The 22,892-nt window shown below is 68.6% G+C and carries 26 protein-coding genes and 1 riboswitch; of the genes, 17 read left to right on the forward strand and 9 right to left on the reverse strand.

The genetic code is table 11. The features are described from left to right. The first annotated feature begins 26 nt into the window (after positions 1–26). From OCH239_RS12230 to OCH239_RS12250, 5 genes are all read left to right on the forward strand, one after another. On the forward strand, positions 27–1,202 hold the full coding sequence (locus OCH239_RS12230) for a malate--CoA ligase subunit beta (protein ID WP_037263011.1): 1,176 nt from the start codon (positions 27–29) through the stop codon (positions 1,200–1,202). A 14-nt stretch (positions 1,203–1,216) separates the two neighbouring features. Further along, a complete protein-coding gene (sucD, locus tag OCH239_RS12235) occupies positions 1,217–2,113 on the forward strand; it encodes a succinate--CoA ligase subunit alpha (protein ID WP_037263014.1) in 897 nt (298 codons plus the stop codon). A gap of 219 nt (positions 2,114–2,332) precedes the next feature. Then, complete coding sequence (locus tag OCH239_RS12240) at positions 2,333–3,313, forward strand: ABC transporter substrate-binding protein (protein ID WP_341871947.1); 981 nt, start codon at positions 2,333–2,335, stop codon at positions 3,311–3,313. Continuing rightward, positions 3,314–3,919, forward strand: a complete 606-nt coding sequence (locus OCH239_RS12245) for an ABC transporter ATP-binding protein (RefSeq protein WP_084782416.1) — start codon at positions 3,314–3,316, stop codon at positions 3,917–3,919. Positions 3,920–4,052: 133 nt separating this feature from the next. Continuing rightward, positions 4,053–4,862, forward strand: a complete 810-nt coding sequence (locus OCH239_RS12250; RefSeq protein ID WP_244430351.1) for an ABC transporter permease — start codon at positions 4,053–4,055, stop codon at positions 4,860–4,862. A 9-nt stretch (positions 4,863–4,871) separates the two neighbouring features. Here OCH239_RS12250 and OCH239_RS12255 read toward each other — a convergent pair whose 3' ends face one another. The 3 genes from OCH239_RS12255 to OCH239_RS12265 are packed head-to-tail and all read right to left on the reverse strand — an operon-like array spanning position 4,872 to position 6,851. After that, entirely contained in the window at positions 4,872–5,660 is a 789-nt protein-coding gene (locus OCH239_RS12255; protein ID WP_037263016.1) for an ABC transporter permease, read from the reverse strand. After that, on the reverse strand, positions 5,657–6,427 hold the full coding sequence (locus tag OCH239_RS12260) for an ABC transporter ATP-binding protein (protein WP_037263019.1): 771 nt from the start codon (positions 6,425–6,427) through the stop codon (positions 5,657–5,659). Before OCH239_RS12260 ends, OCH239_RS12255 begins: the two co-directional genes overlap by 4 nt. Continuing rightward, positions 6,408–6,851 (reverse strand): hypothetical protein, encoded by a 444-nt coding sequence (locus OCH239_RS12265; protein ID WP_037263021.1) that lies wholly within the window; start codon positions 6,849–6,851, stop codon positions 6,408–6,410. The genes OCH239_RS12260 and OCH239_RS12265 overlap by 20 nt, the downstream gene beginning before the upstream one ends. Before the next feature lie 300 nt (positions 6,852–7,151). Here OCH239_RS12265 and OCH239_RS12270 point away from each other — a divergent pair, with 300 nt between their 5' ends. Then, a complete protein-coding gene (locus OCH239_RS12270; RefSeq protein WP_037263024.1) occupies positions 7,152–8,183 on the forward strand; it encodes a hypothetical protein in 1,032 nt (343 codons plus the stop codon). Between the two features lie 83 nt (positions 8,184–8,266). On the opposite strand, the gene OCH239_RS12275 is transcribed toward OCH239_RS12270, so the two are convergent. From OCH239_RS12275 to OCH239_RS12285, 3 genes are all read right to left on the reverse strand, one after another. Next, entirely contained in the window at positions 8,267–9,448 is a 1,182-nt protein-coding gene (locus OCH239_RS12275) for an MFS transporter (protein WP_037263027.1), read from the reverse strand. Positions 9,449–9,672: 224 nt separating this feature from the next. Beyond that, positions 9,673–10,002, reverse strand: coding sequence for a hypothetical protein (locus OCH239_RS12280; RefSeq protein ID WP_051489447.1), 330 nt, complete (start codon positions 10,000–10,002; stop codon positions 9,673–9,675). Positions 10,003–10,036: 34 nt separating this feature from the next. Then, positions 10,037–10,927: a DUF2333 family protein gene (locus OCH239_RS12285; RefSeq protein WP_244430352.1), complete on the reverse strand. Its 891-nt coding sequence runs from the start codon at positions 10,925–10,927 to the stop codon at positions 10,037–10,039. Positions 10,928–11,193: 266 nt separating this feature from the next. Here OCH239_RS12285 and OCH239_RS12290 point away from each other — a divergent pair, with 266 nt between their 5' ends. The 11 genes from OCH239_RS12290 (at position 11,194) to OCH239_RS12340 (ending at position 20,201) form a co-directional block, all read left to right on the forward strand. Then, a complete protein-coding gene (locus OCH239_RS12290; RefSeq protein ID WP_037263030.1) occupies positions 11,194–11,703 on the forward strand; it encodes a sigma-70 family RNA polymerase sigma factor in 510 nt (169 codons plus the stop codon). 11 nt (positions 11,704–11,714) lie between these two features. Beyond that, positions 11,715–12,521 carry an anti-sigma factor family protein gene (locus OCH239_RS12295; protein ID WP_037263032.1) on the forward strand — a complete coding sequence of 269 codons (807 nt, stop codon included), beginning with the start codon at positions 11,715–11,717 and terminating at the stop codon, positions 12,519–12,521. Between the two features lie 176 nt (positions 12,522–12,697). Further along, on the forward strand, positions 12,698–13,057 hold the full coding sequence (locus tag OCH239_RS12300; RefSeq protein ID WP_037263035.1) for a hypothetical protein: 360 nt from the start codon (positions 12,698–12,700) through the stop codon (positions 13,055–13,057). Between the two features lie 291 nt (positions 13,058–13,348). Next, a complete protein-coding gene (locus tag OCH239_RS21705; protein ID WP_051489448.1) occupies positions 13,349–13,909 on the forward strand; it encodes a Na+/H+ antiporter subunit E in 561 nt (186 codons plus the stop codon). Then, positions 13,909–14,157, forward strand: a complete 249-nt coding sequence (locus OCH239_RS12310; protein ID WP_037263037.1) for an MrpF/PhaF family protein — start codon at positions 13,909–13,911, stop codon at positions 14,155–14,157. The genes OCH239_RS21705 and OCH239_RS12310 overlap by 1 nt, the downstream gene beginning before the upstream one ends. After that, positions 14,154–14,447, forward strand: coding sequence for a cation:proton antiporter (locus tag OCH239_RS12315; protein ID WP_037263040.1), 294 nt, complete (start codon positions 14,154–14,156; stop codon positions 14,445–14,447). Before OCH239_RS12310 ends, OCH239_RS12315 begins: the two co-directional genes overlap by 4 nt. Further along, positions 14,444–15,337 (forward strand): hydrogen gas-evolving membrane-bound hydrogenase subunit E, encoded by an 894-nt coding sequence (gene mbhE, locus OCH239_RS12320; RefSeq protein ID WP_037263042.1) that lies wholly within the window; start codon positions 14,444–14,446, stop codon positions 15,335–15,337. Before OCH239_RS12315 ends, mbhE begins: the two co-directional genes overlap by 4 nt. Beyond that, positions 15,334–15,615, forward strand: a complete 282-nt coding sequence (locus tag OCH239_RS12325; RefSeq protein WP_037263045.1) for an NADH-quinone oxidoreductase subunit K — start codon at positions 15,334–15,336, stop codon at positions 15,613–15,615. Before mbhE ends, OCH239_RS12325 begins: the two co-directional genes overlap by 4 nt. After that, positions 15,608–17,041 carry a complex I subunit 5 family protein gene (locus tag OCH239_RS12330; RefSeq protein ID WP_037263048.1) on the forward strand — a complete coding sequence of 478 codons (1,434 nt, stop codon included), beginning with the start codon at positions 15,608–15,610 and terminating at the stop codon, positions 17,039–17,041. The genes OCH239_RS12325 and OCH239_RS12330 overlap by 8 nt, the downstream gene beginning before the upstream one ends. Beyond that, a complete protein-coding gene (locus OCH239_RS12335; protein ID WP_037263051.1) occupies positions 17,038–18,510 on the forward strand; it encodes a complex I subunit 5 family protein in 1,473 nt (490 codons plus the stop codon). Before OCH239_RS12330 ends, OCH239_RS12335 begins: the two co-directional genes overlap by 4 nt. Beyond that, positions 18,507–20,201, forward strand: a complete 1,695-nt coding sequence (locus tag OCH239_RS12340) for a proton-conducting transporter transmembrane domain-containing protein (protein WP_051489449.1) — start codon at positions 18,507–18,509, stop codon at positions 20,199–20,201. Before OCH239_RS12335 ends, OCH239_RS12340 begins: the two co-directional genes overlap by 4 nt. A gap of 114 nt (positions 20,202–20,315) precedes the next feature. Here OCH239_RS12340 and thiD read toward each other — a convergent pair whose 3' ends face one another. The 3 genes from thiD to thiM are packed head-to-tail and all read right to left on the reverse strand — an operon-like array spanning position 20,316 to position 22,509. Beyond that, positions 20,316–21,116 carry a bifunctional hydroxymethylpyrimidine kinase/phosphomethylpyrimidine kinase gene (gene thiD / locus OCH239_RS12345; protein WP_037263054.1) on the reverse strand — a complete coding sequence of 267 codons (801 nt, stop codon included), beginning with the start codon at positions 21,114–21,116 and terminating at the stop codon, positions 20,316–20,318. Then, on the reverse strand, positions 21,113–21,721 hold the full coding sequence (locus OCH239_RS12350; protein ID WP_037263057.1) for a thiamine phosphate synthase: 609 nt from the start codon (positions 21,719–21,721) through the stop codon (positions 21,113–21,115). Before OCH239_RS12350 ends, thiD begins: the two co-directional genes overlap by 4 nt. Beyond that, positions 21,718–22,509, reverse strand: coding sequence for a hydroxyethylthiazole kinase (gene thiM, locus OCH239_RS12355; protein WP_037263058.1), 792 nt, complete (start codon positions 22,507–22,509; stop codon positions 21,718–21,720). The genes OCH239_RS12350 and thiM overlap by 4 nt, the downstream gene beginning before the upstream one ends. A 52-nt stretch (positions 22,510–22,561) precedes the next feature. Further along, positions 22,562–22,657: riboswitch (TPP riboswitch) on the reverse strand. Positions 22,658–22,892 lie beyond the last annotated feature (235 nt).

The following is a 22,892-nucleotide window of genomic DNA, read 5'->3' on the forward strand; positions in this document are numbered from 1 at the left end:
CAAGGGGGCAAAGGGAGGATCAAACGATGGACATCCACGAGCATCAGTCGAAGGACATCCTTGCCGGCTTCGGCATGCCGGTGCCGCGCGGCGGGATCGCCTTCACGCCCGAACAGGCCGCCTTTCGCTGCCGCGAGCTTGGCGGGGGCCCTTGCGTGGTCAAGGCGCAGGTTCATTCGGGCGGCCGGGGCGAGGCCGGGGGCGTGAAGGTCTGCAGGAGTGAGGCCGAGGTCCGCGAGGCTGCGCAAAGGCTCCTTGGAACGACGCTCGTCACAAAGCAGACCGGCGCGGGCGGCAGACAGATCCACCGCCTCTGGATCGAGGAAGTGTCGGACATCGCGCGCGAGCTCTATCTCGGCTTCGTGCTCGACCGGACATCCGAGCGGATCATGATCGTCGCCTCCGCCCATGGCGGCATGGAGATCGAGGACCTGGCCGAGGACGATCCGGAGAGCCTCGTGCGCATGGTGATCGATCCCGCGGTGGGCCTCGCCGAATATCAGGCCCGCGAACTCGCCTTCAAGCTCGGCCTCGGGGGTACGCAGACGGCGCAGATGGTGACCGCACTCCGGGCCTGCTACCGCGCCTACCGCGACCTCGACGCGACCATGGTCGAGATCAATCCCCTGGTCGTGACCGGCGACGGGCGGCTGGTCGCACTCGACGCGAAGATGTCCTTCGACACCAACGCCCTCTTCCGCCGTCCCGAGGTCGCCGCGCTGCGCGATCCCGGCCAGGAGGACCCCCGCGAGAGCGCAGCACGGGACAACGGGCTCTCCTATGTCGGCCTCGACGGGGACATCGGCTGCATCATCAACGGCGCCGGGCTCGCCATGGCGACGATGGACATGATCGAGCTTGCCGGCGGAGCCCCGGCCAACTTCCTCGACATCGGCGGCGGCGCGAGCCCCGAGCGGGTTTGCACGGCCTTCCGCACGGTCCTGTCGGACCCCAAGGTCAGCGTCATCCTCGTCAACATCTTTGCCGGCATCAATCGCTGCGACTGGATCGCCGAAGGCGTGGTGCAGGCGTTCCGCGAGGTCGGGGTGCGCGTTCCCGTCATCGTCCGGCTCGCTGGCACGAATGTCGAAGCGGGGCGCAGGATCATCGAGACGAGCGGCCTGCCCATCCATTCGGCCGACACCCTGGCCTCCGCGGCCGACGCCGCGGTGCGCGCCCGCCCGCAGACCGCCGCCGCCTGAGACGGAGATTCATCATGGCCATTCTCATCACCGAAAAGACCCGCGTCGTCGTTCAGGGCCTGTCGGGCCGTATCGGACAATTCCATGCGAAGGAGATGATCGAAGCGGGCACGAACGTGGTCGCCGGCGTCACACCCGGCAAAGGCGGCACCACGGTGCTCGGCCGGCCCGTCTTCGACACCGTGCGCGAAGCGGTGGAGGCGACGGGCGCCGACGCCTCGCTTCTCTTCGTGCCGCCCCCCGCTGCCGCCGACGCGATGATGGAGGCTGCCGATGCCGGCATCCGGACGGCGGTCTGCGTCACCGACGGCATCCCGGCGCAGGACATGATGCGGGTGAAGCGGTTCCTCCGCCGATATCCGCGCGAACGGAAGATGCGTCTGATCGGACCGAACTGCGCCGGCATCATCTCTCCCGGCCTTGGCTTCATGGGCATCATGCCGCCGCACATCTACCTGCCGGGCCGTGTCGGGATCGTCGGGCGCTCGGGCACGCTCGGTTACGAGGCGGCGTCGCAGATGGCGGCGCTCGGCATCGGCGTGTCCTCCTCGATCGGGATCGGCGGCGATCCGATCAACGGCTCGTCCTTCCGCGACATCCTCGAACTCTTCGAGGCGGACCCGGACACCGACGCGGTGATGATGATCGGGGAAATCGGCGGTCCGCAAGAGGCCGCGGCCGCGGCCTATGTCCGCGATCACATGACGAAGCCCGTCGCCGCCTACGTGGCGGGCCTTTCCGCTCCGAAGGGCCGTCAGATGGGTCATGCCGGCGCGATCATCTCGGCCTTCGGCGAAAGCGCGCAGGAGAAGGTCGAGATGCTCTCGGCGGCAGGGATCACAGTCGCCCCGAACCCTTCCGCGATGGGAGAGACCGTGGCCGGGATCCTCGGGCGAAAAGCTGCTGCATGATAAGGATTTAAAGCTCTCCCGTCGCCGAGGGGTTCGGGCGGCGGGCAGCCTGCACCTGGAGCTTTCCGGACGGTGTCTCTCCAGGCATTCCCGACAGATTCCACCTTCCGCAGCCCGGTCCGTCCCCGCGCCCACGCGGTCCCGGGCCTGGCCGAGCCTTTGGTCGCATTTGTCTCGGCCGCACGAGTGGTAGTCTCGGCAGCGACAAGGGAGGGGGACATGCCCATGCGTATCGGAGCGTTCAGCGGCGCAATCCTCGGTCTCTGCTGCCTCGTGACGTCAGCCGCCGCTCAGGACCGCCCCGTCCTCGAGGCGGCCGTGCTCGAGTTCGGGACCGTGAACTGGGAACTTACGACGATCCGGGAAAACGGGCTCGACGAGGCCCGCGGATTCGACCTCGAGGTGCGCGGCGTCGCGTCGGGCTCGGCCGGCGAGATCGCCTTTCAGGGCGGCGCGGTGGACGTGATCGTCTCGGACTGGCTGTGGGTCGCGCGGCAGCGCGCCGCTGGCAAGGATTTCGTCTTCATCCCCTACTCGACCGCCGTCGGAGGCGTGATGGTGGCGGGCGACAGCCCGGCCGAAACGCTGGCCGATCTCGCCGGCGGCAAGATCGGGATCGCCGGGGGCCCGCTCGACAAGTCCTGGCTCATCGTGCAGGCCTATGCCCGGCAGGTGCTGGACATGGATCTCGTGGCGGAGACCGAACAGGTCTTCGGGGCGCCGCCTTTGATCTACAAGACCGCGACGTCGGGCGAGCTCGACGGGGCGATCAACTACTGGCACTACATGGCCAAGATGGAAGCGGCCGGCATGCGAAAGCTCGTCGACATCGCCGATGCGGCCGAGGCGCTCGGGCTCGATCCGGACACCCCGCTTCTCGGCTACGTGGTCAAGGGCGAACTGGTCCGCGAGAACCCCGACCTGATCCGGGGGCTCGCCGCGGCAAGTCGCGACGCCAAGGCGCTTCTGGCCGAGGACGACGCGGCATGGGACGCGCTTCGACCCGCCATGAATGCCGAGAACGACGCCGAGTTCGAGGCGCTGAAACAGGGCTTTCTCGCCGGCGTTCCGAAACCGGGGCCGGTCGACGAGGAGGAGGTCGACAAGATGCTGCGCTTCATGGCCGAAAGTGGTGGCGACGCGCTCGTCGGCGACGCGGACAGCCTGCCCGAGGGCACGTTCTTCGATCCGGCCAGCTGATTGGCTTTACTCGAGGTCGATCTCGAGGGGCTCTGGCTGTCGGCACAGCAGATCCTGGGAGCCATCCGCTTCTCGCAGCGGCGGGGCGAGACCATCGCGCTTCTGGGCCCGTCCGGCATCGGCAAGTCGACGCTCCTGAGATGCATTGCGGGACTCGAGCGGCGCTACGAGGGACACATCACCGCCCCTGACCGTCTGTCGACGGCCTTTCAGGAACCCACCCTGCTTCCCTGGCGCAGCGCGATCCAGAACCTGACGGTGACAACGGGGATCGGCGAGGCCGAAGCCGCCATCTGGCTCGACCGGGTCGGGCTGGGCGGGCGGCACTCCTATTTCCCGGGGCAATTGTCTCTCGGCCAGCAGCGGCGCCTGTCGCTCGCTCGCGCCATTGCCGCCCGGCCCGAGCTGCTCCTGATGGACGAGCCGTTTGTGTCTCTCGATCCGGGGCTGGTGGACGAGATGATGACGGTATTCGAAGGTCTGCGGGCCGCCGAGGGTACGACGACGCTCCTCGTGACCCATGCCGAGGCGGAGGCGGAACGGCTCGCCGACAGGGTGCTGCGGCTTGGGGGCCCCCCGGCGCGGCTGCAGGCGGAGGGCGCCTGACCGGGCGGGCGCGGCAAAGCTGCCGGGACCATCGGCTGTGTTGTCTCTCCGCGGCCGACCGGGTTCCATCGGGGACGAGGGGCCGGTCGGGGGCATCCGCCGGCCCGGCAGGTACGAAGCAATGGAGGACGGCGTGGAACGCGTGGCGGCAGGGAGGCACGGCGGGGCTCGGTCGCTCCTGTCGGGACAAGGCCCGGCGACCCTGCCGCTGTCCCTCTGCGCCCTCGTCGTGATCTGGATGCTCGCCGCGTGGATCAACGCGGATGCCGAGCTGCTGCCGGGCCCGGTGGAGGTGCTGGGCATCGTTCGGGAAGAGCTTGCCTCGGGCGAGCTGCTGCATCACGTCGCCTGGACACTCTGGCGAGTCGTCGCCGGATTTTCGCTTGCCATGCTCGGCGGTCTCGCAATTGGTTTCGCGCTCGGCCGCTCCGACACCGTGGACGCCTGGTTCGGCCCGTGGGTCATCGTCGCGCTGAACGTGCCGGCTCTCGTCGTCATCGTGCTCTGCTATCTCTGGATCGGCCTGAACGAGGTCGCCGCGATCGCGGCGGCCGCCTTCAACAAGACAGCCATGGTCGCGGTGAACATCCGCGAGGGCGTGCGGGCGCTCGATCCACGGCTGTCGGACATGGCGCGGGTGTTCCGGATGAGCGCTCTGGCGCGGCTCAGGCACGTCATCCTGCCGCAGCTCTGGCCGTTCCTCGCGGCCTCCACCCGGAACGGCCTCGCAATCATCTGGAAGATCGTGCTGGTGGTCGAGTTCCTCGGACGGTCCAACGGCGTCGGCTTCCAGATCCACCTCTACTTCCAGCTCTTCGAGGTCGGGCACGTGCTCGCCTATTCCCTGACCTTCGTCGCCGTGATGCTGGCGATCGACGTCGCCCTGCTGCAGACATGGGAGCGCCGCACTACGCGCTGGCGCCGCCTTTCGGAATCGCACTGAAGGCCTCGCCTAGCCTTTCGGGCGGGACATGCCGCGGGCGGGATCGTAGCCCCAGAGCGCGAGCGCGGTGAAGGCCGCAGTGGCCAGCAGCGTCCAGCCGAGGGCCGGCAGGTTGAGCTGCCCGTGCAGGGCGAAACGGATGAGTTCGACCGCGTGGGTGAAGGGATTGACGGCGCAGATGTCACGCAGGAGCGGCGAGGATTCCGCCATCTTCCAGAGCGGGTAGAGCGCGGAAGACAGGAAGAACATCGGGAAGATCACGAAATTCATCACACCAGCGAAGTTCTCGAGCTGCTGCACGAAGGACGAGAGCGCAAGACCGAGAGACCCGAGCATCAGGCCGGCCACGAGCAGTGCCGGCAGCACGAGGACGTATCCCCAGGGCGGGTGGTCGATGCCGTAGAGCCCGGAAATCAGCAGGAAGGTGTAGACCTGCAGGATCGAGATGGCGGTCGCGGCGAGAAGCTTCGAGAAAAGGAGCCACCAGCGCGGCAAGGGGGCCGTGAGCAGAAGCCGCATCGAACCCATCTCGCGGTCGTAGACGAGGCTGAGCGAGGATTGCATTCCGTTGAAGAGCAGGATCATCCCGCAGAGGCCCGGAACGATGTAGGTCTCGTAGGTGATGTAGGTCTGGTAGGGCGGGATGATCGACAGCCCCAGCGCGGCGCGGAAGCCAGCCGCGAAGACCAGGAGCCAGACGAGCGGGCGCACGAGCGCGGCGAGGAACCTCTCGCGTTGGTGCAGGAAGCGCAGCGCCTCGCGCTGGACAATGGCACGGAGCGCGACGAGCCACGTCATGCGTGCCCCTCCCGACTGATGCCGGCGATGCCAGAGGTCTCTCCGCTGTCGGTGAGGCGAAGGAAGGTCCCCGAGAGATCGCCGTCCTCGGTGATGTCGCGTGCCGCGCCGTCCCGCAGGATCCGGCCCCGGTGCAGGATGATGAGGTGATCGTCGGGGCCGACCTCGTCGGTCAGGTGCGTCGCCCAGAGCACCGTCAGCCCTTCGGCCGCAAGCGCGTGGACATGCGAGACGATCGCCGCGCGGGATGCGGCGTCGAGGCCCACGGTCGGCTCGTCGCAGAGCAGGACCCTCGGCGAATGGACCAGAGCCCGCGCGAGCTCCGTTCGCCTGCGATGCCCGCCGTTCAGGGCGCGGACCTTCTCGGAGGCGCGCTCTCCCATCGCGAGGCGCTCGAGGCTCTCGTCGATGCGCAGCCGCGCGGCCCTGCCCGAAAGCCCGTGGAGCGCGGCGAAATAGGCGAGGTTCTGGCGGACCGTCAGGTCGAGGTCGAGCGTCGGCTGCTGGAACACGATCCCCATGCACGCGAGCGCCTGCCGCGGGGCGCGGTTCAGATCATGACCACCTACCGATATTGACCCGGTGCCGGCCGAGAAAAGCCGCGTCAGGAGCGCGAAGAGCGTCGACTTCCCCGCACCGTTCGGGCCAAGAAGCGCGGTGAAGCGCCCCGGCTCCGCGTCGAACGACACATCGTCGAGCGCCTGCTTCGCACCGTAGGCATGCGAGAGCCCGCGCACCCGGAGCCCGCTATTCGATGGTGATGTCAATGCGCTGCGACTCTCCCGTCGAGCCCGGGATCTTCATGTAATAACGCCCGGGCTTGATCGCGACAAAGCCGATCTCCATCACACCGGCTTCGTCGAACTCCACCGAGTCGAGGCCGAGCGGGCGGATTTCGAGCCCGTTGACCACGATCTCGTCGACCCAGACGGCGCGGAAGAACTCCGGGCCGACGAGAGCCAGCTCCTGGCTGCCGTCGCCCTCGATCTCGAACTCGTAGTAGGTTCCGGATTTCAGGGTCCACCCCTCCTCCGCCAGCGGCGTTCCGGAGGACAGGGTGATCGGGGGCAGATCCTCCTTGTTGCTCGCCGAAAGGACTCCGGCGAGACCGAACCCGGTGCCACCACTCTCCTGCGCCGCCATCGGTCCGGCGGCGAGCGAGAGCGCGATGGCCGCGCCAAACGCCCGCATCTGCAACGCTTTTCCTCTGTCTCTCACGATCTCGGATCCTCCCTTCCCTGTCGGCATCCTCGGCCGGCTCGGCATGTCTGACTGCTCAGCAAGCCTCTCTTCGGCGATCCCGATACCCGATCACTGGCAGATCATCGGACCCGCGACGCCTTGTAAAGACCGTGAGCACGCGAAGCTCCGAAGCGGGGATAAGCCTTTAGTCGCCCCCCGGAACGGAGGTGCGGGGCGCGCGGGGTCGCGATGGACGCCCCGAACGGCACGTGTTAGGTTTCGAAAAATCGAGGCAGAGCAGCCCTGAGGATGACAGCGCTAGAGGAATACCAGCGGCTCGAGGCAACCGGCCTCTGGCGCCCCGAACTCGGTGCGCAGCGCCGCGAGGTCGTCGTGGCGCTCGGCGATGCCTCCCTCACCATCAAGGATTTCCAGGATCGCCCGCTTTCGCACTGGTCCCTCGCCGCGGTCGCCCGCGCCGGGCCGAAGGGGCAGGATCCGGCGATCTACTTTCCCGACGGCGATCCGGACGAGACACTCGAACTCGCGTCCGATGCGAGCGACATGATCGAGGCGCTCGAGCGCATCCTGCGCGCGGTCGAGCGGCGGCGCCCGCGGCCCGGCAAGCTTCGGGTATGGCTTTCGGCCTCCATTGCCGCGGCGATCATCGCGGCCGCTGTTGTCGTGGTGCCGGGGGCGCTGCTCTCCTACGCGACGGCCGTCGTGCCGGAGGTCAAACGCGCCGAGATCGGGGAGGCCCTTCTCGGCCGGATCACCCGCGTCTCCGGCCAGCCCTGTTCGGCACCGGAAGCGCGCGCGCCTCTTTCGGCGCTGGCGGCGAGGGTGCTCGGCGACCGGAGGCGCGGCGCGCTCGTGGTGCTGCCGGAAGGGCTCGAGGATACTGCCCATCTGCCGGGTGGGCGCATCCTGATGTCGCGCTCTCTGCTCGAAGATCCCGAAGATCCCGACGTGCCCGCGGGTTACGTCCTCGCCGAGGCGGTGCGCGCCGCCGGGACCGATCCGCTGGAGGACCTCCTCCGCCATTCCGGACTGATGGCGAGCCTGCGGCTGTTGACGACCGGCGCCATGCCCGACAGCGCCCTCGACGATTACGCCGAGCATCTGCTGACGGAACGCAGCACGCGCCACGTGCCGTCAGATGTTCTGCTCGCGGCCTTCGAGAAGGCCGAACTGCGTTCCGGTCCCTATGCCTACTGGGAAGACGTGACCGGAGAGAGCACCTTCCGGCTCATCGAGGCCGACCCGCGCCGCGGCGAGGGCAGCCGTCAGGTCCTGACCGATTCCGAATGGCTTCGGCTGCAGTCGATCTGTGGCGGATAGAGGTCGAGAGGCTTGCATCTGCCCCGCGCGATCGCCAGAGCGCATCCACCTATCGTGCCATCTTCAGTAATGGCACGTAGCCGTCAGGTCTCGCCGTAGGATGCCTTCTCGCGGATGATGCCCGGCGTCAGCACAACCGAGGTGGCGAGCGCGAGAGCCGCCGTCCCGACGAACATCGGCCCCGGTCCGAATGCCGAAGATGCCGCCCCCGCAAGCACAGGCCCCGCGATATTGCCCGCCCCGGTGATCAAGAGCGCCGCCGTGAAGCTGAGCGAGGGAAGGTCGGGAAAGAGCCGCTCGGACCAGAGCGACAGGACCGCGCTGATCATCATGACGAAGATGCCCTGAAGGCCCGCGGAGACGACCACGCCTGGCCACGACGTGGGCGTCCAGGCGATGATTGCGATGGAGAGCGCCGCGCCGAGATTGAGCGCCCGGAGGAGCCATGACAGGCCTATGGCGGATTTGATGCGGGCGGTCAGGAGACCGAGAAGCCCGAGCGCGCCGTATGCCGCAAAGACGACGGCACCGCTGGCCTGCGACGGCAGCCCGACGAGACCGCCCTGTTCGGTCACGCGGTCGGCGGCGAAGGTGACGTAGATGCCGTTGGTGACCCCGAAGGACAACGCGACCAGATAGAGCGGGATCGCGGAGCGGGTGACGAGCTCGCCCCATTTGCGCGGCGGTGCCTCGCCTGCCGGCTCCACCGTGTCGGTCAGAGCAAGGAGATTGGCGAGTCCCGCTCCGGCCGCGGAGGCGGCGAAGATCGCCCAGATGATCCGCCAATCATAGCCGAAGAAGACCAGTGACAGCGCCAGAACACCCGCCAGAAGCACGCCGACAGCCGTTCCCGAACTGATCGCCGACAATGCTCCGGGGCGATCCTGCTCGTAGAGGACCCTCTGAGCGGCGTTGTTGAACGGCGTCCATGAAAACCCGGCGCTGGCGCTGGCCAGGCAGATGCCGGCCGCGAGCACGACAACGTTGGGCGCAGCGGCAACCGCAGCCAGTCCCGAGCAGGCCGCGATCATGCCGCACACGATGGGCACGCGCGGTCCCGTGCGGGCAATCAGCTTGTAGGAACAGCCGAGGGCCAGAAAGAACGCGGCAAAGCCGAGGCTCGAGATCAGTCCCGCCGCGCCTGTGGAGATCGAGAACGTCTCACGGAACTGCGGCAGGAAAAGGCCGAAACCGATGCGTGCCGGGCCGAAGGCGACGGCGGTGGCGGCCGATCCGGCCGAAGCTAGTCTCGTGATGGTCTGCAAATCCGGCCTCCTGCTGCTCGGGGCGAAGGCGGCTCGGCAGGGCTCGGATCCGGCGATTGATAAATACGGGTCGAGATCGCAGGGCCTTGAAACCGCCGGAACGCTCCAGGCTCCGGAAGTCCACCTCCCGCGGATAAGCCGGTGGCGAACGCAAAAGAGCCGGCACTCGGCCGGCTCTGTCGCATAAAGTTGGATCGGCTCTGCGCGAGGCACGGAACCTCTTTTCAGGCCGCAACGCTCTGCGGCACCCCGGCCCCGTCCGCGACAGCGGCGGCCGGCGTCTTGGCTTTTGGCGTGTCGAGGAGGGCCATGACCTCGCGACCGATCGCTCTCTCCTCTTCGGCGCGCATCATCATGTCGGACACGGCCTCGAAGAGGTCGTCGCGCCGGATGCCGATCATCTCGAGACGGCGATCGGAGAGGCGGTCGAGCGCCGCCATGATCGCGGCGAGATCGCGGCGGAAGCGCCAGCTCTCGTAGCGCTCCCGCAGGCCGGACGAAGCGGCTGGATCGCTGGACATGTCTTCGGCGCGGCGCGAGCGGAAGGTGAACATTTCTCTAATCCTCCTGTTGGGTTGAACGTTCGTTTCAGACGGCCATGACACTGACCGCCTCCTCGAGCTGCAGGATCGCCCGTTTCATGTAGAAACCCTGCAACGCCAGATGATTGGCGAAGATCGACCGGTCGCGATCCCCGTTGAGAACGATGGCCGGAGCAAGCTGTGAGCCCTGCCGCAGGCTTTCGAGCGCCTGCGTCCAGACGGTCGCAAGGTTCCTCTCGCGGATTACCGGCTCGAAATCCTCGCCGAGCGCGGCGAGCATCACGAAATAGCTGTAGAGCATGCCCTTGTTCTGGTAGAACACATCGTCCGCGGTGCGGCTGAAGATCCACCAGCCGGTCCGCTGCGCGCGCTCGAGTTGCGCGGTCTGAGAGCCGAGATCGGCCGAGATCCGCGACAGGGTTCCCGCGAGCGTATCGGCCCTTCGTTCGAACACGGCATTGCCGGCGGCGAGGCGCATGTTGTAGCGCTCGAGCGCCGCCTGTCCCTGCAGATACTGGCTTTCCGAGGGAACGGTGGGCAGGATCGAGCGCGAGGGCTCCCAGACCCAGATGTCGGGCGGGAATTGCAGGAAGCCGCTGGCCCGTTCGAGGTCGGGATCGGCGCTGGACGAGCCGCGGGTCCGGGCGATCTGGTCGAGCAACTCGAAACTGAAGCGCCCGACCGCCTTCACCACGCCGGCCTGAAAGTTCGGCATGTTGTCGAGCACCGCCGAGGGCGCGATCAGCGGATCATTGGGCGTCCAGCCATGCACTCCCACTTCCCGGTCGATCAGCGCGGCGGCGGTCGCGACAGCCGCGCTTCCCCCCTCGGGGACAAGCGTCGCGCGGAAGGCCGGATCGGCATCGATGTCGTGCGTCAGAGGAGCGAGCACGCCGTAATTGAGCACCGCGCCGAGAACGAGCGCCACAGCGGTCATTTTCGCGCTTCGGCGACCGAGTCTTATCCTGCGGCGCGACGTGGCCGCTCCGGCGGGAACAAGCGTCCCCCTCAGTACCGATCCCGATTGTGCCGATGTCATGGTCACTGGCTGAGGCCTCCCCGACGGTTCGTGACAAAGACGCATGGAGACCGGCTTTCATCCGCTTGAAATGCGAGGAAGGCGATGACGAAAAATTTTGCCGCAGGACAGGGATGATCCATCCGCCGGGCGCGTATTCATCTTCAGACAGCAGGGGGTAAGAGATGGACGCACGCGCGGAACTCGAGCGACGACTGACCGACTACGTGACCAGCCTCAGGCGCTACGCTCTGGTGCTGACCCGCAACCGGGATCAGGCCGAGGATCTGGTCCAGGAAACGCTGGCCAAGGCGATTGCCGCCTCTGACAGCTGGCAGCCAGGATCAGACCTCAGGGTCTGGCTCTTCCGCATCCTGCACAACACCCATGTCAGCGAACGGCGCCGCGCCAAGACGCGCGACGATGCGCGGCTGATGCTGCCCGATCCGGTGGAAGAGAGCGATCCGACCAAACGGATCGAGCTTCAGCAGGTGCTCGACGCCCTGGAACAGCTACCCGAAGCGCAGCGCCTGCCCATCGTTCTCGTGGCGCTGAAAGAGATGAGCTACGCCGAGGCGGCAAGCACGCTCGATGTGCCGCTGGGCACCTTCTACAGCCGGCTCGGCCGGGGCCGCGAAGCCCTCCGCCAGATTGTCGGAAAAGCCAAATCGGCCAAGTTCAAGCTGGTCGTGTGAGGAGAGGTCAAATGACACTCGCGGAACAGATCGACATCAACGCCTATCTCGACGGAGAGCTCGGACCCGACGAAGCCGCCGAGATCGAGGCGCGTCTCGAGGGAGACCCCGAGGCGCAGGAGCGGCTTGAGGCCTATGCGCGCCACAAGGACCAGATCGGAGACGCCTTGGCCGGAATAGCGGCCACCGGGCCTGTTCCGCTCAAGACCGCACGGCTCGAGAAGCGCCTGGCAGCACGGCTGCACCGGCGACAAGCGCCCCGCAGCTTTTCGGCCGGGCCGTGGCTGCACGGCGCAACACGGATTGCCGCTGCGGTGACGCTGGTTACGCTTGGCTGGTGGGGCCACGCCGCCTGGACACCGCCATCGATGTCGGTGTCCAAGGCATCGGGCGTGCCGGAATACGTCTCCGAAGCGGTCGGCGCGCATACCGTTTTTGCGGAGGATATCGTCAGGCCGGCCGAGTTTACCGCTACCGATATGGACAGCGCAGCCGAATGGTTCTCGGCCAAGATCGGGGTGCCGGTCAACGCGCCCGACCTCGGAGGGTACGGCATGTCTGTCGTGGGCGCGCGCCTTCTGGGCACCAAGGAAGGACCGCTGGCGCAATTCATCTATGAGGATGCAGGCGGCGTGCGCTATTCTCTGACGCTCGCAAAGCACCCTGACAACCGCCCCGTAGCGCCGCTCCAGGTCGTGGACTATCCCGACCGTGCAGTAGGGTACTGGAGCACGCCGAATATCGACTTCGCGTTGATCGGCAAGACGGATGGCGGATCGATGCAGACCCTTGCAGCCGATCTGGCAAATCAGATCTGACGCGAGACCATTCTCGCGTAGCGAAGATACCGCCCGGCCACCCGGGCGGTATCTCTTTTCCGTGATAGGAACGAAAATCGAGGATGAGACCGTTCGCCTCCGCGTTTTCCAATCAGTGTCATGCGACGGGCACGATCCCGATCGCGTTCATGACCAGAGAGAGGAGGAGAACCGACATGTCGACCCTTGTTCCGACCGGTAAGCGCGCAGTGACCGTCGCGCTGGTCTTCGGCGTTCTTGCCGCAATTCTTCCGTTCATGGTGTCTCTATCGCCTGAAAAAGCCGTGGCCGCGCACCTCATCGGACTTACGATCGCAGCCATCGCAGCAAAAGCCATCCAATGGCCCGGCCGCGGCGACGGGCTTCTTCTGGCGAGCGTCGGCGCCCTTGCCATCGTGATCCCGGTCTTTGCCTGGCAAATGCCTGCAGGTGGGGCCTGGGGCCTGCTTCTGCTCGGCGCCATGACTGCCGCGATTGGCCTGCGTCTTGCGTTCCGCAACGGTGAAACGCAAAGCCCGGCCGATACGGCGCACTGATCGATCTGCCTGGCGGAGTTCGCTCGCCCCCCCCCGCTGTCCCATTGAGCTCCGCCAACCTTGGGGCCGGTCCTAGACCGGCCCCTTTTTATTGTGGATGTCGGATGAAGTAGCCTCGTCCCGCGTATGTCTATCAAACGCCGCGCACCGGCCATCGTTGGCTCGGAGCGGCATCGGTTTCCGAAACGGAAACCCCGGGGACCGGGCCCCTCTGGCAACCGCGTGGCAGCGGGTTGCGATGTCGGTCCCCTGATCAGCGCCAGTCGATCGACGCTGCCACGAGGAGGCCCCATGAACGTCCGCCACGAATTCCAGCCGTGCGCGCCCCCGCCCCGATCCGAGCCCGCGCCTGCGCGGCAGATCCCGGGCCGCCTGCGTGGCGCCTTTCTGACGGGTGCCGCCCTGGCAGCCCTCTGGGCGGGGCTGAATGCCGGCGATCCCGCCAGCTGGGTCGTCGGCGCACCGACCGTGATCCTCGGCGCGGCGGTCACATTGCTGCTGCCGCCCGCCGTCCCGAACCCGATCTCGGTCGTCGGGGCCCTGCGCCTGGCGGTCTTCGTGGCGGCCGGGATCATGCGCGGCGCATTCGATGTCGCCCGGCGGAGCCTCGAGCCGTCCTCGCTGAGGCCCGGGATCCTGATCTGGCACACGGCTCTCCCCGAGGGCGGCGCGCGGCGGCTCTTTGCCCTGACGATCACGCTTCTTCCTGGAACGCTGACCGCGCGGCTCGACGGCGGCACCCTCGTCATCCACGCGCTCGAGCGGAGTGCCGTAACGCGGGCCGATATCGGGGCGCTCGAGGCGCGGATCGCCGACCTCTCTGGCCTTTCCGTCCAGAAGGGGCGCTCTTGATGCTCGACTTTCTGGCCTTTGTCGCCCTCCTCGCCACGCTGGCCGCGCTTCCGAGGCTCGTCGTCGGTCCGAGCGCCGCCGACAGGATCATCGCCGCGCAACTCGCCGGAACCGGAACGGTCGCGACACTGATCCTGCTTGGCGCCGCCACGGGCACCTCTGCTCTTCACGACGTCGCGCTTGTCTTCGCCGCGCTCGCCGCGGTCTCGGGCCTTGCCTTCGTCGCCCTCCGGAGCCCGCGGCGATGACAACGCTCCCGTCCGTCCTCGGCACAGGACTGATCGCCGCCGGCGTCGGCTTTCTCGCCGTGGCCGCAATCGGCTTCTGGCGCCTGCCCGATCTTCTGTCGCGCCTGCACGTCCTGACCAAGGCGGACACGGCCGGTCTGTCGCTGGTAGCGCTCGGAGCGGCCTGCCTGACAGGCACGCCCGCAAGTATCCTGCCGCTCGGCCTCTGCGTCCTGCTCACGGCGATCAGCGGCGCCACCGTCGGTCACCTCGTCGCCCGGTCGGTGACGCCGCGCGGGGGACGATCATGATCGCCTTCGACCTCGCCCTGGCGGCGGGCATCCTGCTCTGCGCGGTCTCGGCCCTGACACGCCGCGACCGAACCGCCTCCGTCGCCGCATTCATGGTGCTCGGACTGCTAGTGGCGCTCTCCTGGGTGCGGCTCGCGGCACCCGACGTCGCGCTGGCCGAGGCCGCCATCGGTGCGGGTCTGACCGGGGCGCTCTTCCTGCGCGCTGCGCGGAGGCTCGGCCCCCTGCGCCCCGCCGCCGGACGGACACTCGCCGTGCCGGCGGCGCTGGTCGCGTCCGGCCTCGGGGGCGGACTTGCGTGGGTCTTCGCGTCGGCGTCGCCCCCCGCCATCTACGCGCCTCTTGTTGCGGCGAGCCTGCCGGAAAGCGGCGTGAGCAACCCGGTCACCGCGGTCCTTCTGAACTTCCGAGCCTGGGACACACTCCTCGAAATCGCGGTGCTGGTCGTGGCACTCCTCGTTGCGAACCTGCTCGGCAGCCGGCGGCTCGTTCCGGTGAGCCTCGGCGAGATGACCCTGCCCTTCGCGCGCATCGTCGCGCCGATTTCGATCCTCCTCGCCGGACACCTTCTGTGGCAGGGCTCGTCCGCCCCCGGCGGCGCCTTCCAGGCCGGCGCGGTCTTGGCCGGCGGGTTGCTCGCGCTGGTCCTCGCGGGCCTCGCACCGACCGGCACGCTCGTCGTCCGTGGCGCGCTGATTGCAGGGCTGTCGGGCCTCGCGGTGTTTCTGATCGCAGCGCTCGGCAGCGAGGCGCTGACCGGCAGCCTTCTCGGCTATCCCAATCGCGCGGAAAAGGTCTGGATCGTCGCCATCGAGGCGGCCCTGACCCTGTCCATCGCCGCCACGCTCTGCCTGCTTTTCACGGGGTTCGAAAAAAGGAAGACCTCATGACATCGGATCTCGTCTACCACGTCGCGGGCGCCGGGTTGCTCGCCATAGCGCTCTGGCGGCTCGCGACCTGCCGCGACACGCTGCGGCGGATCACGGCGCTCAACGTGCTGGCGATCGGCATCGCCATGGTTCTGCTCGCCTCGGGCCATGATCCCGCCACCGGTGTGACGAACCCGGTCCCGCAGGCCTTCGTCCTAACTGGCATCGTCGTGCTCGTGGCGGTGACCGCGGCGCTGCTAGCCCTGGCCGAGCGGCTCGAGGGGTCATCCGATGAATGAGACCTCGCTCCTCGTATCGCTGCCCCTCATTGCGGCACTGGTCGCGGCGGCGTGGCCGAGGGCGGCGACGATCACGGGGGTGATCGCGACTCTCGGCAATGCCGGTCTCGCGGTCGTGCTCGCGATCCGGATCGGACAAGGTGGCGCCGAGGCGGAGGCGCTCGGGGGCTGGGCCGCGCCGCTCGGGATCGGCTTTGCCGCGGACGGGCTCGCCGCGCTCATGCTGGTGATGACCGCGCTCGTCGGCCTCGGCGTATCGGTACAGGTCGCGGGCGCACCTCTCCCGGACGCCGGGCGCACAGGTCAGCGCACTGCGTTCTGGCCGCTCTGGCTCGCGACGCTCGGCGCCATGAACGCGCTCTTTCTGTCCGCCGACCTCTTCAACCTCTACGTCACCTTCGAGATTCTCGGCCTCGCCGCCGTCGGTCTGACCGCGCTCAGCGGCACGCGGACCGCGTTGCGTGCCGCATTCGACTATCTGAGCGCGGGCCTTGCCGGCAGCCTCCTCCTGCTCCTCGGCGTGGCGCTCGCCTATGCGACCGCGGGTCGTGTGGACCTCGCCGTTGTGCCGGAGCTTGCCGGCAGTCACGAAGGCCGGGTCGCGCTCGGCCTCATCTTCGCGGGCCTTGCGGTGAAGGCCGCCCTCTTCCCGCTGCATTTCTGGATGCCCGCCGCGCATTCGAGTGCTGCGCCCGAGGCCAGCGCCCTCCTGTCGGCGCTTGTCGTCAAGGCGGCGATCTACGTCGCGCTGCGGCTGTCGATCGAGGGCGGCGCGGCGGTGGAGCTTCTCCGCCTGGTGCTTGCGGTCGCGGGGGCCGGCGCAATGCTCTGGGGCGCGTGGCACGCGCTGCGCGCCGACCGGCTGAAGTTGCTCGTCGCACATTCGACCGTGGCGCAGGTCGGGCTGATCGCGCTCGCCATCGGCCTCACCACGGGCGCCAGGGACGGCACGATCTGGCGGGCCGCGGCCCTCCTGATGCTCAGCCATGCGCTCGCGAAGGCGGCGATGTTCCTCGCCGTCGGCCGCATCACCGAGGAGCTCGGCCACGACCGCATCTCCGGTCTCAACCGCGAGGAGCTGCGCCCCGGCGCAGCCGAGTTCGCCTTTGCCATCGCCGCAATCAGCCTGATCGGATTGCCGCCGACCGCGGGCTTCGTCGGGAAGTGGCTGCTCCTCGATGGGCTGATCGATCGCGGCGCCTGGCCCTGGGTCGCCCTCGTCCTTCTGGGAACGGTACTGTCGGCGGCCTATCTCGCCCGCGTCGTGTCGCGCTGCCTGCGGGGCGGACCTCACGTGGCGCCGGGTGCGCGGCGGCCGGCCTGGCGCGCCGGCGACGCGGCGGCACTCGGCCTTGCAACCGCCGCCCTCGCGCTCGGCCTTGCCTCCGCCCTCCCCTTGACCCTCCTCGACGCGACGCTGACATGACCGAACTTCTACCGCTCGCCATCCTGATGACCTCGCTCGGCATCGCGCCGGTGATCCTGGCGCTGCCCGACGGCTGGAGCCGTCTGCGCACGGCGCTGAACCTCACAGCGGCCGGCATGAAGCTCGCTCTCGTTGCGTGGCTCTCATGGGCCGTCGCGGGCGGCGCGGAATTCGGCCTCTCTCTCGAGATCGCGCCGGGGCTCGCGCTCGCGCTCAAGGCGGACGCGCTCTCGGTGCTCTTTCTCGCGCTGTCCTCCGTTCTGTGGTTGCTGACCACGATCTACGCGGTCGGCTATCTCGAGGGCGGCACCGACCGCAGCCGGTTCTTCGGGTTCTTCAGCCTTTGCGTCGCCTCGACCGTCGGCATCGCGATGGCGGCCAACCTCTTCACCTTCGTCGTCTTCTTCGAGCTGCTGACCCTCGCCACCTGGCCGCTTGTCGTCCATCGCGGCTCGGCCGAGGCCCACCGGGCGGGACGCATCTACCTCGTCTATACCCTCGGGGGCGGCCTTGCCCTGACGCTCGGCGCGGTCTGGCTTTATGCGCTGGCCGGAGAAGTGCCGTTCCTGCCGCGCGGCGTCCTCGGGGATCTGCCGCAGACCGACCCGCTCGCCGTCACCGCGATCTTCGTGCTGCTGATCGCAGGCGTGGGCGTCAAGGCGGCGCTGGTGCCGCTGCACGGATGGCTGCCGGTCTCGATGGTGGCTCCCGCCCCGGTCAGCGCGCTCCTGCACGCCGTCGCGGTGGTCAAGTCCGGCGCGTTCGGGATCATGCGCATCGTCTACGACGTCTACGGCGTCGAGACCGTAGAGGCGCTCGGCCTCGCGCTGCCGCTCGCGGCGCTGGCCGGGGTCACGATCCTCTACGGCTCGATCCGGGCGCTGAGGCAGGACGATCTCAAGACGCGCCTCGCCTACTCGACGGTCAGCCAGGTCAGCTACATCACGCTCGGTGTCGCGCTCGTCTCGCCCGTGGCGGCGGTGGGAGGGCTCGCGCATCTCATCCACCAGGGCATCATGAAAATCACGCTTTTCCTGGCCGCCGGCAACTTCGCCGAGGCGCGTGGGGTCAAGACGGTGAGCGCGATGGACGGGATGGGACGGCTGATGCCCGGCGCGACGCTCGCCTTCACCGTGGGCGCATTCGGCATGATCGGGGTGCCGCCGCTCGCCGGCTTCGTGAGCAAATGGTATCTCGGAGCGGGCGGTCTCGATGCGGGCCAGCCGGCGGTGATCGCGCTCCTCGCCGGATCGAGCCTCCTCAACGCCGCCTATTTCCTGCCGATCCTGCACCGGGCGTGGTTCCGAGATCCGCCCGAGGGAGCGGTGCCGAAACGCCGCATCGGCTGGATGCTCGCGCTGCCGCCCGCCGTCACCGCCGCGCTCGTCGTCGCCGCGGGCCTTCTCGCCAACGCGCCGTTCAGCCCGCTCGGCTGGACCCGCTTCATCGTCTCGCTGGAGTATCTATGATCGCCGTTCCGCTCTGGCTGGTCCCGGCCCTGCCGCTGGCTCTGGTCGCCCTGTCGCTGATCCCCGGCGCTCGGCCGGTCGTCCGGGCTCTCGTACCGGTCGCGCCGCTGCCCGCCCTGCTCGCCGCGCTCGCCGATCCGGTTCCGGCCCCCGTGCGCCTCGACTGGCTGCTGCTCGGGACGGAATTCGCTGTCACGGGCATGGCGCGCGTCTTTCTCGCCTTCACCGCGCTTCTCTGGGCCCTGTCGGCCTGGCAGGCGATCCGGCTCCTTGCCGCAGACGCAGGCCGCGACCGGTTCATTACCTGCTTCCTGCTCGCGATGACCGGCAATCTCGGCCTTCTCCTCGCGCAGGACATCGCCGCCTTCTACACCTTCTTCGCCGCGATGAGCCTTGCCTCCTGGGGTCTCGTCCTCCACGCGGGCGGCCCGGCGCAGATGCTGGCGGGGCGGGTCTACATCTCCTTCGCCGTCGCTGGCGAGATCGCGCTCTTCGCGGGCCTCTCCCTCGGGGCCTTCGCGACCGGAGAGGTGCAGCTTGCCGCGATGGCCTCGCTCGAGGTGCCGGCGCTTGCGACCGTCCTGATGTCTGTCGGCTTCCTCGTGAAGCTCGGCGCGGTTCCGCTGCATCTGTGGCTGCCGCTCGCCCATGCCGCCGCCCCCGCCCCGGCGAGCGCGGTGCTGTCCGGCGCGATGCTGAAGGCCGGCCTCTTCGGGCTGATGACCGTGCTCCCGCTCGGCAGCGTGGCCGCACCGGAGAGCGCGGCGGCGCTGGCGGCAATGGCCCTGACGGGACTGATCCTCGCCCCGGCGCTCGGACTTCTGCAGGCAGATCCCAAGGCGGTGCTCGCCTATTCCAGCGTCGGGCAGATGAGCCTCATGGCGCTCGGCCTCGCCGCCGCGCTTGCCGCACCCGAGGCCTGGCCTGCGATCGGTCCGGCGCTGGTGCTGCTCGCTGCGCATCACGCCTTTGCCAAGGCGGCGCTCTTTCTCGGCGTTCCGGCGGTCTGGGCAAGCTCCGGTCCGCTGCTGCGCAGCGCCGTGATCGTGGGTCTTGCCGTGCCGGCCCTGGCGCTCGCGGGCTTGCCCGGGACCACCGGATGGGTCGCCAAGGATGCGCTCAAGACCGCCCTCGGGGAAGCGTCCTTCGGCTGGCACGTCTGGCTGGGCGCGGCGCTGTTCGTCTCGAGCCTGGGCACGTCCCTGCTGATGCTGCGGGCCGGCGCCCTGCTGATCCGGATCGAGGCACGGCCTGGCACGCCCCGGGACGTCGGCTTGCCCTGGCTCGCAATGACCGGCCTCGTCGTCGCAGGGCTCTGGGTTGTTCCCGTCGGCTCGGTCGCGCCGTTGACAGCCTCCCTTCAGGATCTCGCCCCACTCGCCGCGGCCGCCCTCCTTGCTGGTCTCTTCGTCGCCGGCACGAGAGCGGTGGGCCTGCGTCTTGCACCGATGCCGCCGGGGGAAATCCTTGCGCTGCTGCAACGGGCTCCCACGAGCGCGCCGGTCCTCGCGCTGCCGGCCCCGCCACGGCGCGGGCATGCCCTCGTGCCACGCCGGCGCGAACCGCGCCTCCCGCGGCCCGAACGCGGCGCGCTGGCGATCCTGACCGTGGCCGCGGCTCTCGCGCTCGCCATGGCCGTCACCGCACCCGAACCGCCTCCGCAGAGCCAGGCCACCGCCCCGGCGGGGTGATCACAGGGCGGCACGGATCAGATCACCCATTAGCGAATGCGGAAGCCTGCGGGCGGATGATCTCCGCCGAGGCTTCGGCCAGGTCCTCCGTGACGTGGTCAGGCGATCGTCGCATCACCCTCTCGCTTGCGAGAAGAAATGATGCACCGGTCCGTGACCGGTGCCCACGGAGAGGTGACCGGAATGCGAGATCGCGCCCTGAACGTAGGCCTTTGTTTTTGTTGCCGCCTCCGGCAGCGACGCTCCGCGACCGAGTTCGGCTGCCAGTGCCGACGACAGGGTGCAGCCGGTGCCATGGGTGTTCCGGGTGGCACATCTCTTCCCGCCCAGCCAGTGCGTGATCGAGGCGGTGCGCAGGAGATCGGGGCTCTCGTCGCCCCGAAGATGGCCACCCTTCAGAAGAACGGCGGCGGGACCGCGGGCCAGTAACCGGTCCGCCTGCCGCTCCATCTCGGTGCGGGTAGTGGCGACCTCGGCCCCGAGGAGATCCGCCGCTTCGGGAAGGTTCGGCGTGAGCACCGAGGCCAGCGGAAGCAGCAGCGCGCTTAAGGCATCCACGGCATCGGCAGGCAAGAGCCGGGCGCCGCCCTTGGCGACCATCACGGGGTCGAGCACGACCGGGACCTCCAACCCCGCGATCGCGTCCGCGACCGCCTGCGCGATCGGCGCGCTGCCCAGCATGCCGATCTTGATCGCGTCGATCCGGACGTCCTCGCGCAGCGCCGCGATCTGCGCGCGGACCATGTCCGGATCGACGAGCGACACGGCCTGGACGCCTTGCGTGTTCTGCGCGGTCAGCGCGGTGATCACCGCCATGCCGTAGCCGCCATTGGCCGAGATCGCCTTGAGATCGGCCTGGATGCCCGCCCCGCCGGACGGATCCGAGCCCGCGATCGCGAGAATGTTCGGGATCATGCCTGTCTCCATGCCTGTGCGAGGTCTCGGGTCGCCGCTTCGGGATTCGGAGCGCGGGTCACGGCCGTGACGACCGCCAGTCCCGCCGCGCCGGCGCTTTTCAGCGCCGGAACGTCCCCGACCGTCAGCCCGCCGATCGCGATCACCGGTACGGGTGACGCCGCGACGATGCGCGCCAGCCCCTCGGTGCCGATGGCCTCGGCCGCGTCGGGTTTGGTCGCGGTGGCGCGGTAGGGACCCGCGCCGAGATAAGCGATGCCGCCGGGGATGCGCGTGCATTGCGCGGCGGTCTCGACCGACAGGCCCAAAAGGGTGTCGGGGCCGAGGCGCAACCGGGCGGCGCGAGGATCTCCGTCGCCCTGCCCCAGATGCAGATCCGCCCCGGTGGCACACGCGACCTCGAGCCGGTCGTTGACGAAGACCCGGAGCCCAAGCGGCGCGAACTCGGCGAGAAGCTCGCGCGCGAGGCGCGCGAGCTCGGCGTCGCTCGCGGTCTTGTCGCGGAGTTGCACGGCCCAGGCTCCGCCGCGGGCGGCGGCACGGGCCTGTTCCGGCACGGTATGCGGCGCATCCGGGTCCGTAACCACATAGACCGAGCCGATCATGCCACCTCCTCGATGCGCGCGGCAGCATCGAGCGCCTCGGGCGTCAGGTGATAGAGCGCATCGATGAAGGCGGGTTGGAAACTCCCGGGGCCGCGAGCGGTCCGGCCGGCATCCTCTCCGGCAATGCCGAAAGCCGCGAGAGCCGCGACAGTCGCATCGAAGACCGGCTGGTCGACACAGAACGCGGCGATCACCCCGTTGAGCGAACAGCCCATCACGGTGATCCGCGACATCATCGGGTGACCGTTCGAGACGCGCGCGGCGCGCGCGCCGTCGGTGACAAAATCGACCGGGCCCGAAACGGCAACGATACCGCCGGTGCGGTCTGCGAGCGCCCGGGCCGCATCCTCGGCGGCGGCGACGCTGTCTCCGGCATCGACCCCGCGCGCCGCACCGCCGAGGCCCGCAAGAGTGAGGATTTCAGAGGCATTGCCGCGCACGACGCTGGGCTCGAGCGCCAGCAGACGGTCCGAGAGGTCCTGTCGGAACCGCGTCGCGGCCACGCCGACGGGATCGAAGACCCAGCACCGCCCGGCCTTGCGCACGACCCCTGCAGCCTCTTCCATCGCGGCGCCCCATTGCGCATCGGCGGTGCCGATATTGACGGTGAGCGCCTGCGCGAGGCTGGCGAATTCTGCCACCTCCTCGCGCGCGTGGACCATCGCCGGGGAGGCCCCGATCGCCAGCTGCACGTTTGCCATGACGTTCATGGCGACGAAATTGGTGATGTTGTGAACGAGCGGAACGGCCTCCCGCACGGCTCCGAGAAATCGGCCTGATGTCTGCACGTCGCCTCCTTTCGGACGGAGGCGCGGGACACGGGGCTGGACTCAAGCAGACCGACACGTGTCCGCAACTTCCTCCGCCGGTATGATCCGGGTCAGGTTCGAAGGGTGCTTCTCAGCCCGCGCGTAGCGGACGCCCCTGTTGCATCTCTCTGACGTCGGCTGTTGCCGCGGCATTTTCAAGGGTCGTAACCCGACAGAGTGTGCCGGCCTCGCAACTCCGGGCTTCCGAAAGGCGGAGATATGGTCGCCCCAACCCGCTAAGAACGGACCGCCTCTTCCCGCGACAGAGCAAGGTTTTGAGCGGGCGAATGATGCTCAACAGTTGGATTGGATTGCGGAATGTTCAGAGCCGGCGGTCAGCGGGAACAGCCAAGGCAGGCGCC

It is taken from the genome of Roseivivax halodurans JCM 10272 (assembly GCF_000521785.1).
Lineage (GTDB): Bacteria > Pseudomonadota > Alphaproteobacteria > Rhodobacterales > Rhodobacteraceae > Roseivivax > Roseivivax halodurans.